The 17,452-nt window shown below is 43.6% G+C and carries 20 protein-coding genes; 18 read left to right on the forward strand and 2 right to left on the reverse strand.

Annotation, left to right across the window (positions count from 1 at the left end):
* Window positions 1-191, forward strand: a 191-nt coding sequence (locus NTX75_18005; protein MCX5818111.1) for a hypothetical protein, incomplete at its 5' end; no start/stop codon positions are given.
* Between the two features lie 400 nt (window positions 192-591).
* Window positions 592-1,017, forward strand: a complete 426-nt coding sequence (locus tag NTX75_18010; GenBank protein ID MCX5818112.1) for a hypothetical protein — start codon at window positions 592-594, stop codon at window positions 1,015-1,017.
* A gap of 143 nt (window positions 1,018-1,160) precedes the next feature.
* Here NTX75_18010 and NTX75_18015 read toward each other — a convergent pair whose 3' ends face one another.
* Both NTX75_18015 and NTX75_18020 read right to left on the reverse strand, forming a co-directional pair.
* Window positions 1,161-2,069 carry an AEC family transporter gene (locus NTX75_18015; protein MCX5818113.1) on the reverse strand — a complete coding sequence of 303 codons (909 nt, stop codon included), beginning with the start codon at window positions 2,067-2,069 and terminating at the stop codon, window positions 1,161-1,163.
* 58 nt (window positions 2,070-2,127) lie between these two features.
* Window positions 2,128-3,306 (reverse strand): metallophosphoesterase, encoded by a 1,179-nt coding sequence (locus NTX75_18020; GenBank protein ID MCX5818114.1) that lies wholly within the window; start codon window positions 3,304-3,306, stop codon window positions 2,128-2,130.
* Window positions 3,307-3,404: 98 nt separating this feature from the next.
* Between NTX75_18020 and rplC the strand changes: the two genes are divergently transcribed.
* The 16 genes from rplC (at window position 3,405) to NTX75_18100 (ending at window position 17,431) form a co-directional block, all read left to right on the forward strand.
* Window positions 3,405-4,052: a 50S ribosomal protein L3 gene (gene rplC, locus NTX75_18025; protein MCX5818115.1), complete on the forward strand. Its 648-nt coding sequence runs from the start codon at window positions 3,405-3,407 to the stop codon at window positions 4,050-4,052.
* A 129-nt stretch (window positions 4,053-4,181) separates the two neighbouring features.
* Window positions 4,182-4,550, forward strand: coding sequence for a 6-carboxytetrahydropterin synthase QueD (gene queD, locus NTX75_18030; protein ID MCX5818116.1), 369 nt, complete (start codon window positions 4,182-4,184; stop codon window positions 4,548-4,550).
* A 7-nt stretch (window positions 4,551-4,557) separates the two neighbouring features.
* Complete coding sequence (gene folE2, locus NTX75_18035) at window positions 4,558-5,334, forward strand: GTP cyclohydrolase FolE2 (protein MCX5818117.1); 777 nt, start codon at window positions 4,558-4,560, stop codon at window positions 5,332-5,334.
* Between the two features lie 12 nt (window positions 5,335-5,346).
* A complete protein-coding gene (locus NTX75_18040) occupies window positions 5,347-5,832 on the forward strand; it encodes a hypothetical protein (GenBank protein MCX5818118.1) in 486 nt (161 codons plus the stop codon).
* Window positions 5,833-5,869: 37 nt separating this feature from the next.
* Window positions 5,870-6,070 carry a hypothetical protein gene (locus tag NTX75_18045; GenBank protein MCX5818119.1) on the forward strand — a complete coding sequence of 67 codons (201 nt, stop codon included), beginning with the start codon at window positions 5,870-5,872 and terminating at the stop codon, window positions 6,068-6,070.
* Window positions 6,048-6,767, forward strand: a complete 720-nt coding sequence (gene yqeC / locus NTX75_18050; GenBank protein MCX5818120.1) for a selenium cofactor biosynthesis protein YqeC — start codon at window positions 6,048-6,050, stop codon at window positions 6,765-6,767. The genes NTX75_18045 and yqeC overlap by 23 nt, the downstream gene beginning before the upstream one ends.
* A gap of 123 nt (window positions 6,768-6,890) precedes the next feature.
* Window positions 6,891-7,109 (forward strand): tetratricopeptide repeat protein, encoded by a 219-nt coding sequence (locus tag NTX75_18055; GenBank protein ID MCX5818121.1) that lies wholly within the window; start codon window positions 6,891-6,893, stop codon window positions 7,107-7,109.
* A 7-nt stretch (window positions 7,110-7,116) separates the two neighbouring features.
* A complete protein-coding gene (locus NTX75_18060; GenBank protein MCX5818122.1) occupies window positions 7,117-8,190 on the forward strand; it encodes an aminopeptidase P family protein in 1,074 nt (357 codons plus the stop codon).
* Between the two features lie 170 nt (window positions 8,191-8,360).
* Window positions 8,361-8,924 (forward strand): elongation factor P, encoded by a 564-nt coding sequence (gene efp / locus NTX75_18065; protein ID MCX5818123.1) that lies wholly within the window; start codon window positions 8,361-8,363, stop codon window positions 8,922-8,924.
* A gap of 9 nt (window positions 8,925-8,933) precedes the next feature.
* Window positions 8,934-9,557, forward strand: a complete 624-nt coding sequence (gene tmk, locus NTX75_18070) for a dTMP kinase (protein ID MCX5818124.1) — start codon at window positions 8,934-8,936, stop codon at window positions 9,555-9,557.
* Complete coding sequence (gene holB, locus NTX75_18075) at window positions 9,547-10,509, forward strand: DNA polymerase III subunit delta' (GenBank protein MCX5818125.1); 963 nt, start codon at window positions 9,547-9,549, stop codon at window positions 10,507-10,509. The genes tmk and holB overlap by 11 nt, the downstream gene beginning before the upstream one ends.
* The gene (gene ricT, locus NTX75_18080; protein MCX5818126.1) at window positions 10,506-11,285 is read left to right on the forward strand and encodes a regulatory iron-sulfur-containing complex subunit RicT; all 780 of its coding nucleotides are present in this window, start codon (window positions 10,506-10,508) and stop codon (window positions 11,283-11,285) included. The genes holB and ricT overlap by 4 nt, the downstream gene beginning before the upstream one ends.
* Before the next feature lie 46 nt (window positions 11,286-11,331).
* A complete protein-coding gene (metG, locus tag NTX75_18085) occupies window positions 11,332-12,861 on the forward strand; it encodes a methionine--tRNA ligase (protein ID MCX5818127.1) in 1,530 nt (509 codons plus the stop codon).
* 1 nt (window position 12,862) lies between these two features.
* A complete protein-coding gene (locus tag NTX75_18090; protein MCX5818128.1) occupies window positions 12,863-13,156 on the forward strand; it encodes a DUF721 domain-containing protein in 294 nt (97 codons plus the stop codon).
* A gap of 239 nt (window positions 13,157-13,395) precedes the next feature.
* Window positions 13,396-13,728, forward strand: coding sequence for an HU family DNA-binding protein (locus tag NTX75_18095; protein MCX5818129.1), 333 nt, complete (start codon window positions 13,396-13,398; stop codon window positions 13,726-13,728).
* Between the two features lie 112 nt (window positions 13,729-13,840).
* A complete protein-coding gene (locus NTX75_18100) occupies window positions 13,841-17,431 on the forward strand; it encodes an autotransporter domain-containing protein (GenBank protein MCX5818130.1) in 3,591 nt (1,196 codons plus the stop codon).
* The last annotated feature ends 21 nt before the right edge of the window (window positions 17,432-17,452 follow it).

Raw genomic sequence — 17,452 nt, forward strand, 5'->3', positions numbered from 1 at the left:
ACAAAGGCGGACAGGAGCGGACAAGCAATTCTGTTTTTTGCCCCGCCGACAATGGCGGGTCAAAACATTCAACCCTAACGGGCGAATATATTAAATTTTGCCCGAAGGGCATGGAGTATATCGGGTGCCAGGTCGGCAGCCGATATAAAATACCGTCCATCTTTTGTCTGCGTCCGTCTGCGGCAAAATAAAAAAGATTTATCATGTCTTTTTTGATATTATTGTTTTGTTGAAATTCTAACCCTGCAACATGGAAAATACAAATATTTTCTTATGTTCTGGCATCTTAAAGATAAAAGTGGATTCTCCAACGGAACAATGAATATTAATACGGCATGATAAAAAGGATATAATTAATTGCGCTATGGCCGGAAGAGCTTTGCGGCTTCACCGTGTGTGTTGTAGATAGCTCCAATTCCTTCTAACAGTTTTCTAACGGATTGTAAGAGAAAGATATGGGGCCAGGTCCTGAACTATCAGTTTCTTGTCACCATATTCAGAATAAAAGTAGATTAGCTGAAAGCTAATCCTTGTAATTGATGGTTGCAGGGTGTACACTTATCCAAAAGAGGAAGGCAGGGGAAGTGAAAAATGAAAAGTTTTAGCAGTGCTGGTAAGTTTGGCAAAAAGAATTCCAACAGGTCCGAGAGAGGGGATTCAAAAAGGCCTTCTCGGGGAGGTTTTAGCAGGAGCGAAGGACGGGATTCCGAAAGGCCCGCCTTTGGCAAGCAGGCGCACAAGGCTGTCTGCGATAAATGCGGGACCACCTGCGAAGTTCCGTTTAGGCCTACCGGAAGTAAACCCATCTACTGCCAGGATTGTTTCAGGACAATGGGAGATTCCGAATCGCCGAGGCCAAGGCAGTTTGGAAAACGCGAATATCCCGGATCAAGGCGTCCTGACAATTTTAAAAAAAGCGAATATTCCGAATCAGCAAGGCCCGATCAATTCAAGAGGGAACTGGAGCAGATAAACTTCAAGCTGGATAAGATTTTAAGAGCACTGGAAGGCGAATAAACCTTATCCTATAACCAAAAAAGACTAAAGACAAGGCCCTCTCTCCCCAGATAAAAATCGTATTAAGCCAAGGAAGATTATATATTACTATCATCTTGATTAAAATATGGAATTAGTCACATCGCATGCTGAAAAGCAAATTTTTATAGTACCACCGATGCCCAGAGGGCGAAGGTGAAGGGTGAGACAAGGGTGGAGAGGGTCACGGCACCGGATGCAAGATCCGTATCGCCCCCTATTTCTTTTGCGAGTATGAACGATGTGAGGGCTGTCGGAGTAGCGAGAAGCACTATTGATGGCAGGATATCGCCCGGACCGATATTGAAGAATTTGCAATAGATGATGGCGGAACCAGGGAGCACAACAAGCTTGATAAAGGTGACGATGGCGGAAAGCTTAAATGATTTCTTCAGGGTATCGATAGAAATGGATGCGCCGATGATAAGAAGCGCCATAGGGAGAGCAATATTTCCTACAATCGTCATGCTCCTGAATATGATATCGGGAATGGGTATTTTACTGTAAAGAACAATAATCCCCGCAAAGGTTGCAAAGATAACGGGTGTTTTGATGATGGAGAGCAACGCTTTGGCTGCATTTTTGTGTGAATGGGCAGTCCAGGAGAGAATGGCGATGGAAAGGGAGTTATTGACAAGAATCAGGAAACCGATGAGGATACTCCCTCTTTTAAGCCCTTCATCTCCAAGCAGGTAAAACAGCACCGCGAGCCCTATATATGTCACGTTGCCATGAAAGGTGGTCTGGACAAAGCTTCCGAGCGTCCCTTTTTTCAACCCTCCGATAACCCCGATAAGGAGTGACAGGAGCATGATGGCCAGGGTAGGCAGGATAACTGAAAAAATATGCGTTGCCGATACATCTTTGATGTTTGACCTGACAATACCTGTGAATATGAGAAGGGGTAATGGAAAAAGAAAGACGAACCTGTTCGTCTCGGCGATAAACTGGCCCTTGAAAAATCCCTTTCTTTGAATAATGTAACCGAAGATAATGATAAGAAATATCGGTGCTATGGTTTCAATAACGGCCATGGTTTTTCGACTAACCTGTAACTCGTAACCCGTAACTTGCGGTCCGTTCCAAAAGAAGCTATTCCCTCAACATTCCATTCCACAATTCAAAAGAGGGGAATTCGGTGTGCCTTTCCTCTTTTGTGTAGAAGACCGCATAGGTCAGTGTCTTGTACCGGGAAAACATGCCATTATTTGAGGCAGTGATCCGTTCCCTCCACGTGCCCGTATTGACGTAGTATCTATGCTGACCTTCTGTAATTCCGAGGAAGGATACGTTTTCTGTATGCGTATGTCCATATACGACGTAAAGGGCTTCTTCCTTTTCGGCCATCTCTTCATAGCGCTGTTCACCGGTTTCAAGATGTGAAAAGGCTTTAAGAAGCTTTTCTGCCCAGCTTAATGGCAGGAATTTGAAGATGCGGAGCATATATTCCAGTTTGTCTGCATCATCAAAGAGGCTTGCCGTGTCATGCTTCTCTATCCAGCTTTCCACAAAGGGGATTTTGAAGAAACGATCAATAGTTTGCTCCGTTGCTTCCCTGATGCACCGGTTTATTTCTCCTTCGGGGTATGTTGATCTGAGATAATCGAAGACCCTCCACTGAGGCCTTATGTCTTCAACGCACCTGAGCTCATCTGCGAGTTCGGGGTACTGTTTCTTGATTTCAAAGGGAAGGCGTACAAAAAGCTCTGTGGTATTTACATCGCCAATAGGAACTCCTCCTCCCTCCTCGAAGTTATACGTATCATATTCGTGGCCATGCCTTATCTTGACCCCATAACTACTGTTTTCATATGAAGCATCTAATATTGAAATGTTTCCAAGGCGCTTGTCGAGAATGCCTTTATAGTCATCTATCTCAACAAGCATCCTGTCGTGGTTGCCGGGGATGATATATATTTTTACAGGGACGGGATGAAACATATCCTCTACCTGTCTGATAATTGCGAGGCTTGACTCATTCTCATTGAGAATCTTTTCGAGAATAACCTTCGGGTGGATCAGGGACCCCTGACCCCTGGTCCCTGATCCTTGATTTTCTTCTGCCCATGGTTTTTCCCCGTCCTCCACTGTCATCCAGTACTCGCTGCGGAGAAGGTCAAAGGTGTCACCGGCAAAGACAATGATCAGTTCTTTGAATTCATCCCTCAACCCCCGTTTGATATGATCGAAAAAATGTTCAAAGGCACGGTGCGATATGTTGTGTGAAGATGAACCGTCGGAAAAGTGCAGATCGCTGATAACAATAAGCATATAACCTTTTAACATGCTTATGAAAGAGGTTGCAATAACTTTCAGCTTGACTTTAGGCTTCTATTTTACTATATTTATCTGTTTTTTGGAGGTGTTAAATGGGACTTGGAATTCTTGGAAAGAAACTTGGAATGACTCAAATATTTCACGGAGACGGAAGTATTGTGCCGGTTACGGTCATACAGGCAGGACCATGCTATGTTGTCCAGAAGAAGACCGCAGAAAAAGAAGGATACAATGCTGTTCAATTAGGTTTTGAAGAGATAAAAAAGGCAAATCGTGTCAATAAACCCCTGACAGGCCATTTTAAAAAGGCAAATACCCCGCCTACGAGTTTTCTTAAAGAATTCAGGGTGAACGTTGAAGAAGTTGATGCAAACGAAGTGGGTTCACAGATTTCCGTGGAAATGTTTGAGATCGGTGAGTTTGTGGATGTGACTGGAACATCAAAAGGGAAGGGATTTGCCGGTGTCATGAAACGGCATGGTTTTGCCGGGGCTCCTGCATCCCATGGTGCTCACGAGTATTTCAGGCACGGCGGTTCGATCGGTCAGAATATGACACCTGGAAGGACAATGAAAGGGAAGAAGATGCCCGGTCATATGGGTAACAGCAGGGTGACGGTTCAGAGCCTTAAGGTGGTAGAGGTGAGGAGTGACAGCAATATCCTCATGATTGAAGGGGCAATCCCCGGACCCAATAACGGGTATGTCATCATCAACAAGGCAGTAAAGAAGAGCAAGTAACTCAATATTCTTATCCGGCTTATTCACAAAAAATTAATAGATTCGGAAGATAAGAAGGCAAGCACGACTGCCTTCTTATCTTCTGTCGTTTCTATTGACAATAAAAGCCCCAGCATATAGATTATCTTTATGTTTACCCTCTACGTGAAAGACGTTTTTTCAGCAGCTCACAGGTTAGAGAATTACCACGGAAAATGTGAAGAACTTCACGGTCATAATTTTTTCGTTGAAGCCATTTTCAGTGGGGAGACATTGGGCAGCGATGGCATGCTTGTGGATTTTAAAGTTCTCAAACAGTATGTAAAAAATATATTGAACATATTAGACCACAAATTTATAAACGAGATACCTTTTTTTCGTGAAAGGGCAAGCTCATCCGAATATATTGCAGTGTTTATATTCCAGGAATTGAAGAGTGTCATAAAAGAGAAAAATGTTTCCCTGAGAGAAGTGAAGGTCTGGGAATCAGAGAATGCCTATGCAGCATATGGGGAATGAGAAAAACATGATCGATGTACAGAATATGCACGACCCGAGACAGATAGAAATCGATAAAGTCGGTGTAAAAAATGTAAAATACCCCATTATGGTTTTTGATAAAATAAACGGCTTTCAACATACCGTTGCTACGATTGATATGTATGTGAATCTCCAGCACAACTACAAAGGGACGCATATGAGCAGGTTTGTTGAAATCCTCCATGAGAATAAAAGCATGATCAATATGAAGAATTTCCCGAATATTTTGAGGGAGATAAAAAACAAATTAAACGCAGATGCTTCTCATCTGGAGGTCCGGTTCCCCTATTTTATAAAAAAAGAGGCTCCTGTAACGAAAACCCCAAGCTATCTCGAATACCAGTGCGGTGTTCTCGGACACATGGACGGTTCCGGCGAGATGAGAGAGTTTATTGTCTCTGTGACTGTTCCCGTTAACACCCTCTGTCCATGCTCAAAAGAAATAAGTGAACAAGGGGCGCATAACCAGAGAGGTATTGTAAAAGTTGATGTTAAATTTAAAAAGTTTTTCTGGATAGAAGATTTGATTAATATTATTGAAGGATGCGCAAGCAGTGATATATACTCTATACTCAAAAGAGAGGATGAAAAGTTTGTAACGGAAAGGGCCTTTGCAAACCCGAAATTCGTTGAGGATGTGGTGAGGGATATTGCTGAAATACTCAAAGGAGATCCTAATTTCACGTGGTTTGCCATTGAAGCGGAGAACTTTGAAAGTATCCATAATCACAGTGCATACGCCTGTCTTGAAAGGAAAAAATAAAGGAGGGTATTTATGAAAAAAAGTGTTGTTTTATTCATTATTATGCTTTTTATCGTTTCAGGATGTGCGTATTTCGATAAGGGTACTGCCAAAGAAGAACCTGTCCAGCCCAAATTTGAACAGTTAAACCAGGCCTATCATGGGTTCCCTGATGTGCCGGTGCCAAAAGAGCTAAGACTGATAAATGAAAAGAGCTTTGTTTATGAAGCGGCCAATATGAGGGCGGGGGTGCTTGTTCTCAGAGGAAACGTGGATTTGCAGTCTCTGGAAAACTACTTCAAAAGCAATATGATAAAAAATGGCTGGAAATTTGTGAACAGTTTTAAATCTAAGGAAGTTGCACTAAACTTCACGAAGGAAGACAAAACGTGTCATATAAAAATGATAAAGGAGTCGTTTGATGCTGAAGTGGAAATATGGGTAGGCTCCTCTACTTCAACGGTACCTTCTGCTTCAACAGAAAAAGGAACATCGCAAAAAGGAAATGTATTCAAATAAATGGGTTAAGATTCATATAATTGAGAGCATCTTTGAGATGGATATAATCAAGGATGCTCTCGAAAAGGATGGCATTGAATATAGTCTTAAGGAGTATAAAGACACAGCATATGATGGTCTTTTCGTTCTGCAGAAAGGATATGCAGCACTTTTTGTAAAAGAAAAAGACAGGGAAACTGCAATGGTAACTGTTAATCGTATAAAATCATTACCCTATGTGGCATTTTCAAAAGATTGACCTCGTAACATTCCTTTCAAATTTTCGGTTTGTAACATACGTTGGTTCCGGCGGGAAAACAGCATTTATAGAATTGTGTGCCCGGGGGTTATCGAGGAGAGGAAAAAGCGTAGCCATTACAACGACAACAAAGATATTTGCGAGGGAGCCATACGTGTTGGCCGAAGACGGTGCTGAATGGACGAAAAACCTGGGATTCATGAGAATTGGAAAAACTATGAGCCAGGGGAAACTGACAGGGCTGGAATTTGATGAAATTGAAAGGCTGGGGAGCGTATACGATTTCGTTCTCACTGAAGCGGATGGCGCAAAAGGCAAACCCATGAAATTTCCTGCACCCTATGAGCCTGTTATACCCCCCTTTTCAGAAATGATATGTGTTCTATGCGGACTTGATGGACTTTTGGGCAGAGTCGACGAAAAGGTTTTTCGGTGGGAGCTCTTTAGTCAAGCTACCGGCATAGATGGTACTGCCCCTGTTACCCCCCAGGTTTTTTTACGATTTTTTTCGGGTGATACCCTTTTAAAGGGCGTTGACATTGAAAGGTGTACGGTAGTTCTAAACAAATATGATGTGTTGCGGGACAGAGGTTTGGCATTGGAATTAGCAAAAGAGATAATACAAAAAACAGGGGTTCAGAACGTTATTATTGCAAGCTCTTTTTTTAATGTTTTTTACATGGTGCGTAAAATATAAAGCAGTCTTGTTACGATCCTTATGATTTGTGTTTTTTCACTATTCACTATATACTATTCACTATTCACTGTATTACAATGATTTGGCTTGATTTTTAAAGGTAGATTCATTTAATTAGCCCATATGGACCTGGAAAAAAGCAAAATATTATCTAAAACGCTTGCAGATATATACCTTGAACAGGGTTATATCGAAAAGGCGATTGAGATATACGAAAAGCTCTCAAAGAGAGAACCGGAGGATACCTTCTATAAACAGAGGCTTTCATCTCTGAAAAAAGAGTTAAAAGAAAAGGGTAAACCTCAGGGGTTTAAAAAAATCTTACAGAAAAAATTATGGTAGATAAGAGATGAAACAGGGCAGGATTGATAAGGTTTTCAGTCTCCTCGTCAATAATGAGTTGGATGCATGTATCCTGAAAGGGATGGATAATATCTTTTACCTGACCGGGTTCAGGGGTTCCGAAGGGACTCTCGTCGTGACTAAGGGTGATGTGCTGCTCCTGACGGATTTCAGATACATTACCTATGCACAAGAGGTTACGAAAGACGTTAAGGTAATGGAATTAAACCGGAGGGGAAACCTCCTTGAAGAGATTTGCAAGAAATACAGTATTAAAAAAATGGGTTTTGACAGTCTTCATGCAACATACTTCATATATAGCAGATGGAGAGATGCTGTTCAGGGTGTTGATTTTATTCCTATGGATAATGAAATCGAAGGAATACGGAAGTGTAAAGAACCTGAGGAAATAGATGCAATAATGAAGGCGGTGAATATCTCAACGGAAGCTTTTGCGGATGTTTTTGAAAAGATCTGTCCGGGAAAGACGGAAAGGGAAATTGCCAATGAGATTGATTATGCCATGAGAAGGTTGGGGGCAGATTGCCCTTCCTTTGATACTATAGTTGCATCGGGCGTAAGAACTGCCCTGCCTCATGCAATTCCCACGGACAAGAAAATCAAGAAGGGGGAGACGGTCATTATTGATTTTGGTGCCCGGGTTGACGGTTACTGTAGTGACGAAACGTGTACGGTCTCGATGGGTGAAACGAATGGAAAATTAAGAGAAATTTTCACGATCGTTGATGATGCGAGAAGACTTGGATTGGAAAAGGCGAGGCCAGGTATTTCAATTAAAGAGTTGGACATGATTGTAAGAGGGTTTATTGATGATGCAGGATATGGAGAATATTTCAGGCATGGAGTCGGTCATGGAATCGGGATAGCAGTCCATGAAGCACCTGCCATAAATAATACGGGAGAAGGTGTTCTCGAAGAGAATATGGTCATTACTATTGAGCCGGGTATCTATTTGCCTCATGCGGGCGGGGTTCGGCTTGAGGATATGTTGCTTATTACGGAGAACAGTGTGAAGGTGCTTACAAGTATCAGGAAGGATATGCTGAGTATTAGCGTATAGCATAGAGCAGAGAGAAAATGCGCAAGCCTTAATCCTGCTGGAGGCAAGGACAAACACGCATTGCGAAACCGGTCTCGCAAAAAGGCAAATTCCAAATAACAATATCCAAACTGTTTGTGATTTGGAAGATTGGTCAATTGGAATTTGAAGTTTAATAATGGGAGGATATAATGATAGTTGCCACATCAGAATTTAGAAAGGGTCTCAGACTCCTCTGGGAAAATGAGCCGTTTGTGATTGTTGAATTCCAGCACGTTAAACCAGGAAAAGGAGCCGCCTTTGTCAAGACACGCATAAAGAGTCTTATTACGGGCAATGTTCTCGATATGACATACAGGTCCGGCGATAAATTTGAGGTGCCGGAACTTGAAGAGAAAGACATGCAGTTCCTTTACAAGGAGGGCGACAAATACCATTTCATGGATACGAGTACGTATGATCAACTATACATCGATGAGGAGCAACTCGGTAATGCAAAGAATTACTTGAAAGAGGGTATTGTCATTGATGTTCTTTTCTATAAGGGGAGAACAATCGGGGTGGAGATTCAAAATTTTGTTGAGCTTCTCATCGTGCAGACAGAGCCGGGGGCAAAGGGAGATACTGCTCAGAATGCCACAAAACCTGCTCTGCTGGAAACGGGGTATACGATACAGGTTCCGTTATTTGTTAATGAAGGGGACAAGGTGAAGATAGACACAAGGACAGGCCAGTACATGGAACGCGTGAAATAGGAAAGAAATATGCTGATAACGTTTGAAGGCATAGAGGGCAGCGGTAAATCGACACAAATAGTGCTTTTATACAATTATCTGAAGGAAAAGGGATTCGATGTCGTCAAAACGCGTGAACCTGGCGGGACAGTATTCGGAGAAGACTTGCGAAAGGTTTTTCTCCAACAGGATGTCCATATTTTCCCCTTATCAGAGCTCCTTGTGTTTATGGCAATGCGCGCACAGCTCGTTGAGGAGCTTATCATGCCGGCGCTTCAGGACGGCAAAATAGTTCTGTGTGACAGGTTTGTGGATGCTTCATACGCATATCAGGGGTATGGGAGGGGTATCGATCTCGGCATTATCGAGACTCTGAACAGGCTTGTCACGAAAGGTATCAGGCCAAACCTTACCGTTGTTCTGGACTGCAATGTGAGCGAGGGATTCAAGAGAAAGGCAGCCAACGGATTCTCTATGGACAGATTTGAGAAAGAGGAAGCCACCTTTCACAGGAAGATTAAAAGATCATATTTGAAGCTTTCAAAGGAAGACCCGAAGAGATTTTTTGTTGTGGATGGGAAAAAACGGGTTGACGATATACATATGCTGATAAGGGATAAGGTTGAACAACTTTTAAAAAATCATGGGATTTGACAGCATTATCGGCCACGAAAAACAGAAAAGTATGCTCCTCTCCCTGCTGGAGAAGGAACGTCTGCCCCATGCATTTCTTTTTTCCGGCCCGGAAGGGATCGGGAAAAAGAAGGTTGTTTTAGAATTCGCAAAGCACATTCTCTGCGATAAGGGCTTTGCCTGCGGCGTATGTCGCCCCTGCATTAAAATTGACCGTGGCAGCCATCCGGATATTTTACAGGTTGGAAATGAGGAGTCAATAGGAATAGAACAATCAAGAAGCATAAGCAAGGAAGTATACGAATATCCCTACGAAAGCCAGAGACGTATAATTATTATTGACAATGCAGAAAGAATGACCCGTGAAGCAAAAAACGCACTGTTGAAGACCCTTGAAGAGCCGCCGTCATTCAATATCTTTTTTCTTACAACACCATCAGAAAGGGATATCCCTCTCACCATACGGTCACGCTGTATGAGGCTCGTCTTTAGTCCACTCCACAGGGAACAACTCAAAGAATACTTTAAAAGCACTTTACTTGTGAACAACGAGAAAGCGGAACTGCTCTCATATATTTCACATGGGAGTATTGGAAGCGGGCTTTTCTGGACAATGGAAGAAAATTTTTCATTACGGAGAAAGATAGCGGAATTGGTGCTTGGTAAAAATAAAAGCTTCTTAAGGGCAAGCGTGATTGCAGAGAAGGTTGCAAAAAACCAGAGAGAAATGACCATGTTTCTCTCGTTCATTCTTTCGCTTTACAGGGATATATATTGTGTACGCGAGTGTGGTGATACTGCGATGATTGTTAACAAGGATATACGGGAACTTTTAGAATGGGAAAAGATCAATTTGGTCAGGATAAATACCTCGATACAAAGAATAGAGCATACCATTAATCTTTTGCGGTATAATGTAAACAAGTGGCTTATTTTTGAAAATTTAATGTTACGTTTAATGGAGTCAGCATGAAGATGTGCAGCGTAAGGATTGATAAATTAACAGGTATAGTAGAAATGGAAGCATCTGAAGATATAAAAGCCGGTGATTATATAGTCAGTGAGCTTGATAAGGGTGTTTGTCTCGGCGTTGTTATTACTGAGCCGGAGGAAACAAAAAAAACAGGGCTGAAAAAGGTAACGAGGAAGGCCACTGAAGAGGAAATCAAGGAATATATCTCTCTGAAAGAAAAAGAGCAGTACACCTTTGATTTCTGTAGAAAGAAGATCCAGGAAATGCATCTGCCCATGAAATTACTGTGGGCCGAATACCTTTTTGGCGGCACAAAGCTTCTTTTTTACTTTGTCTCGGAAAGCAGGGTAGATTTTCGAGAGCTTGTAAAAGAGCTCGCCAAGGAATTCAAGGTAAGAATAGAATTGAGGCAGGTCGGTGTCAGGGATGAGGCAAAGATTATAGGGGGACTTGGAAATTGTGGAAATGTTTGTTGTTGCAGGAAGTTTTTAAATAATTTTTCTATTGTGTCCATTAAAATGGTGAAAGAACAGAGTCTTGCATTAAATCCTGCAAAAATATCAGGAATTTGCGGAAGGCTTATGTGTTGTCTCTCCTTTGAATACGATATGTACGCTGATTATAAAAAGAATTTTCCAAAAGTAGGGAAGAGGGTGACGATACCGCAGGGTGAGGGAAAAGTTGTAAAACACAACACATTAAGTTCAACGTTAATCATTGAGCTCGACGACGGAAAGCAAGTTGCTGTAGGGCTGAAGGACATAAAAACAGGGTGAATGATGCTTGTTCAAACCAATAGAACATACATTGCGGAGTTAATATATGAGTAAAAAATATTACATCACCACCCCCATCTATTACATTAATGATGTACCCCATATAGGTCATGCCTACACCACTGTGGCTGCCGACATAATGGCCCGGTATAAGAGGATATGCGGATATGATGTATTCTTTCTGACGGGGGCAGACGAGCATGGGCAGAAGGTCGAAAAGGCAGCGGAACTGCAGGGCATTTCCCCCCGCGAACTTGCCGACAGAACGGTGCACCGGTTTATCGACCTCTGGAAGGTGCTCAACATTTCTAATACCGGATTTGTAAGAACGACAGAAGAGAAGCACAAAAAGGTTGTTCGATATATCTTTCAAAAGGTTTTCGAGAAGGGAGATATTTATCTCGGGGCGTATGAAGACTGGTATTGCGTACCCTGTGAGAGTTATTTTACAGATTTGCAGTTGCATGATGGGATACACTGCCCTGATTGTCATAGGCCCACTGAAAAGTTGAAAGAAGAAAGCTATTTCTTCAAATTGTCTCAGTATGGAGACAAATTACTCAAGCTTTTAGAGGAACAGAAAGATTTTGTTATGCCGGAAGCCCGTTACAACGAAGTAGCGAGTTTCGTGAAAGGCGGTTTACGGGATTTAAGCGTGAGCAGGACGAGCTTCACGTGGGGCATTCCTGTACCCATGAAAGCTGACCATATTGTATATGTCTGGTTTGATGCCCTTACAAACTATCTTACCGGGATAGGTTTTCTTGAAGATGATGAATTGTTTAATGCCTTCTGGCCCTGCGATGCACACCTCATTGGTAAGGATATTCTGAGGTTTCACGCTGTTTACTGGCCCAGTTTTTTAATGTCTCTTGGTATTCAGCCGCCGAAGCACATTTTTGCCCATGGCTGGTGGACCATCGAGGGTCGCAAAATGTCAAAATCATTAGGAAATGTGATTGATCCCAATGAGGTGGTAAAACAATATGGTGTAGATGAGTTCCGGTTTTTTCTCTTCAGGGAAGTGCCCTTCGGACTTGATGGTGATTTTTCGAAGAAAGCCATCACACACAGGATCAACGGGGATCTTGCCAATGATTTCGGAAACCTGGTAAGCAGAAGCGTTACCATGATCGGAAAATTCCTGAAAGGTAAAGTAGAGAAACCGGAAACAAAGGGCGGAATTGATGAGCACGTGGAGGAACGTGTAAGACAACTTATCGATGAATACCAAAAGGAGATGGAAGTTTTTTCATACTATAAAGCATTGCAGCATGTCTTCGAGATAACATCGATACTCAACAAATATATTGATTCTGAAGCACCATGGAAACTTGCCAAAGAAGCTGACCCAAGGGTTAAAACAGTTCTCTATAATCTCTGGAATGGTTTAAGGGTTACCGCTATGCTTCTTTATCCCTTTATGCCTGTCAAATCCCAGTCCATTTGGAACGCGATCGGCATCGGCAAAATGATAGAAAAAGTATCGTTCGATGAAGAAAAGGTTTTTTATTGTATCGATGATATGGCTACAATAGGGAAAATAGCCCCCATTTTTCCGAGGATTGAAGACTGACGTGTCCTTTGTATCGTTAAGAAAGGCCCTTGAAAATGTTTTGCTGGAGTACCACTTTGCAGGCGATATCGATGCCTATAAGGTGTTTCATCTCTGGGAAGATATTGTAGGAGGGAAAACAGCTCACCATACAAAACCAATAAGGATTAATCAAAGCATTCTTTATGTAGAAGTCGATGATCCCCTCTGGCTGAGCCAGTTGCGATATATGAAGCTGGATATCATGGATAAGATTGACAGAATGATCAAAAAAGGGGTACTGAAAGACCTCAAGTTTTATCTTAAGACTAATTAATTTGCTGCAAAGCTATCGACCCAAGCAGGTAAGCAATTTACCGTAAAAGGGCCTTAATTTCATTTATAATAGAAAAAATGATGTTTTTTTACAATAAAGTGAAAAACTCCTTGACATTATTGATAGTTATGTTAATAATTCTCATAGATGGTTATTCCTGCGGGGGTTAACACAACAGGCAGAGGCAATTTGCCTGATAATCATATATATTCATACATAATCCAAGGAGGTAGTTGAAAATGACCAAAGCAGAGATTGTAGCAAAGGTAGCAGAGGAACTTAAGGTTTCAAAAGCAGCTGCAGCAAAGGCTTTCGGTGTAATGACCGGTTGTATCGAAGGGGCGCTCAAAAAAGGTGAAAAGGTAACATTCGTTGGGTTTGGCACATTTTCTGTTGCAGATAGAAAGGCCAGAAAAGGCAGAAACCCCCAGACAGGCAAAGAGATTAAAATTGCCGCAAAGAAAGTGCCAAAATTCAGCGCTGGTGCAGCCTTAAAGGCAGCAGTAAGTGGTAAAGCGGTTGCTGCAAAGCCTAAAGCAAAAAAGGCAGCAGCAAAACCTAAAAAGAAGTAGGTCGAGCGCAGCGGGCCTTCGGGCCCGCTTTTTTTTATTGCAAAATCCGTTTGTCTCTATATTGATATTATGCAAAACAAGAAATGGGAAGAAGAGGAATGGGCTGAACACCATGAAGATATTTTTATTTTTCATTCTGATAGTATTTCTCCCTGTCAGCGTTCTTTGCCAGGGCAGTCCTTTTGTCCCCAATGATCCATATTTCTTTTATAACGCAACAGAAAGGCCCGGGTTTCCCGGCCAGTGGCACCTTATAAATAACGCACCCTCCGGGGGCATTCTTTTTACCATCCCTGACGGTGGGACTTCAACAGTGCTGATGAGGAACTCCGGCGTAGACGCCGGACTCCGTGATGCCTGGAAGATGGGATACACCGGGAAGGGAGTGGTCATCGGGATTGTGGACGATGGCGTGGAAGGGACTCATGAAGATATTGCACCTAACTATAAGTCAGCTTTAAGTCGTAACTTCAGTTCAGACAAATCCATTGCCGATGCTGCTCAGGGGCCTATTGACAATGATGACAACCATGGACAGGCCGTCGCAGGGGTAGCAGCTGCCCGGGGAGGCAACGGCATCGGCGGTACAGGCGCCGCACCCTACGCATCCATCGTCGGATTAAACCCATACCCCGGAAAGGAAATCAATAATACAGCCATCAGGGCGTTATATGTAGAATCCTATTACTGGAAGAGCGGTGTTGACCCTCTTACGGGAAAGATCACAGCTAAACCTCAAATCAACATAATGAACCATAGTTATGGTCAAAAAACGCCCTGGAATCTGAACGACGACCTACATGGCTCAGACATTACAACTGCATTGAATCGGACTGCCGGTAACGGTATTATCCATGTCTGGTCAGCAGGAAACGAGCGAGGTATAGCCAATGAAGATACCGGTAAAGACAATGTCCTTACCAACAGTAACGTGATTCCTGTGGCTGCCCTGGGCAGCGATGAGAAATTCTCTGACTACAGTAATTACGGCTCCAATGTCTTTGTCACGGCACCATCGAGCAGGTCAGGCTTGTATTCCGGTTATTATACTTTTGGTATTACGACTACCGACAGAACCGGTGCGAGTTTAGGTTATAACCGTTACTCTACCGAAAATAAAAAAGGTGACTGGACCGATCTTTTTCCGGATTACAACTACACAAGCACCTTCGGAGGCACTTCCTCCTCCGCTCCCCTTGTATCCGGCATCCTGGCTCTTGGCATGGAGGCAAACAAACAAATGGATGTCCGCATGGCAAAGCATGTGCTTGTGCAGACGAGTACCATGGTTGATCCTAATGATGCCAGCACAACGGGTGGATGGGTAAAAAACGGGGCGGGCAACTGGTTTAACCCGAACTATGGTTTCGGCAACATCAATGCAGGCAAGTTTGTCGAAACAGTAAAAAAGGTGGCCTATGTGACCAAACAAACCTCCTACTCGACCGGCACGCAAACGGTCAATGAAGCAATAAAATACCTTGACAATAACAATAATAAGGGCACGAGCAAGGAGTTCACCTTAACAACGAACGAACTGCCTGCTTCACTCAGACAGCCTTTGGAGGGCGTAGAGGTTGATCTCAACTTTACTCATACAAAACGCGGTGATCTTACAGCCAGCATCACCTCCCCCTATGCGACAAAAAGCCGGCTGTTCAACTCCACCAAAGACCTTCCGACTGGCAAACAGGATACTGAAAGTGTCACTAATTTCGGCTGGACCTTCCTTACCAATGCCTTCTGGGGAGAAGACCCCCTGGGTGGAAAAACAAACACCAGCGGTAAATGGACCGTCACTATGGGTGATGTAGTAAACAATGGAGTGGGCACTTGGAATAGTTATAAAGTTACCCTGCTTATGGGAGATATAGTATTCAATAGCACCGAGGGCACTACCACCCAGACTGAAAATATCAAGGCAAGGTCTCTTACAATCAAACAACCCGACGCAGTCTTTAAAAACCCTTCCGGCATGTCTGTTGTTGTGGAAGAACAGGTTCAGGTTACAAGCGGTGAACTTAACGTAAACGGTGCAGTCACAATGTCCAGACCTGCTGACGATGACGACCCGGAAGACGGTATTTTTATCCTCGACGGCGGTATTGTCTCCGGTACCGGCATCATCGACGCCCCCTACGGTTTTTATCATACTGGCGGCACCATCAAACCCGGCAACTCCATCGGCACCCTCACCATCAACGGCGATTATTATCAGGGCGCTCAAGGCAAGCTCTTAATCGAGGTAGCCTCCACGACCAGCAATGATCTCCTTGCCATAAACGGCGCCGCAGACTTGAACGGCATTCTCCAGACCTCATGGTCGGGAGGATATACCCCGGCAATAAGAACAAAGTTCGGGACTATCCTGACTGCTTCATCAGGGATAACGGGACAGTTCACCTCCCTTCTCACCAACATTACCCCCACGGTACTCTTTAAACCTAAGTATGATATTCCCAACCAGATATACCTCATGGTAGAAAGAGACTACACCAACCAGAACCTCCTTCTCTACCTTACTGCGAACCAGAGGGCGGTAGGCTCCATGCTCAATTCTGTGGGGAATACAGCAACAGGGGATCTCGATACGGTCTTACATGTCATAGATGACCTCCCCGCATACGGTCTTGATCAGCTTGCCCCCAGGGGCAGCGAGGCTATCTCCGGTATGGGGATCAGCGGCGCCTCCTTCCAGACAGGGAACCTCTCTGAACGATTAAGCGATCTGAGACGAGGCATACGCGGTTTAAGCTTCACGGGGTTATACTACAGGAATACCGATTTTATTGCGAACGGAAAAGAAACACCCGTGCTGCTTGCCAGTGCAGGTTCAGATCTCACAGGTATGCTCCCTTCAGGAGTAAATGAAAGGTGGGGTTTCTTTGTGAAGGGGAATATTGTATCCGGAGATCAGAAGGACTCGCCCGATCGTACAGGCTATGATTTTACCAGCGCAGGGGTTACAGTAGGTTCAGACTACCGCTTTACCGGGAACTTTATTGCCGGTCTTATGCTTGGGATCAACACTGCCAGGGCCAATGTGGACAGTATGGGCAGTAAGGTAAAAACGAACGGTTATACCCTGGGAACTTACGGGACATACTATGATAATGGTTTTTATATTGATGGCAGCATAAGCTATGGTTTAACAGACTATGACAATACACGCCGTATTGTATTTCCGGGTCTGGACCGTACCGCAACCTCATCCCCTGATGGCAACCAGATTACCGCCTACGGGGGCACAGGATATGAGTTCCGTATGAACAGATGGATGATTACCCCCACCGTGTCCTTCCAGTATACCAAACTCAATACAGACAGCTATACCGAGAAGGGGGCAGGAGCCATAAATCTCGATGTGGACAGACAGAATACCGAATCACTTCAGGGAAACATAGGGGGCAGGATATCCTTTACCTGGCAGACAGATAGTGCGGTCATTATGCCTGGTATCCGCGCCTCATACGGATACGAGTTTTTAAGAGGCAGCCAGAATATTACTTCACGTCTTGCCCAGGGGAGCTCCCCCTTCAGTATCGAGACCATGTCTCCTGACAGGAATTTTATCTCCCTTGGTGCAGGCATTACCGCCTTTACCGTGCGTGATATGTCAGTCTACATAAACTATGATGTCCAGATCGGCGAGAACAAATATGTGGCCCAAAGCGTGAATGCAGGGCTTAGGGTGGGGTTCTGAACTGACAGGAAGCGTCGCGCG

It is taken from the genome of Pseudomonadota bacterium, from assembly GCA_026388315.1.
In the GTDB taxonomy this organism is placed as follows: Bacteria; Desulfobacterota; Syntrophorhabdia; order Syntrophorhabdales; family Syntrophorhabdaceae; genus MWEV01.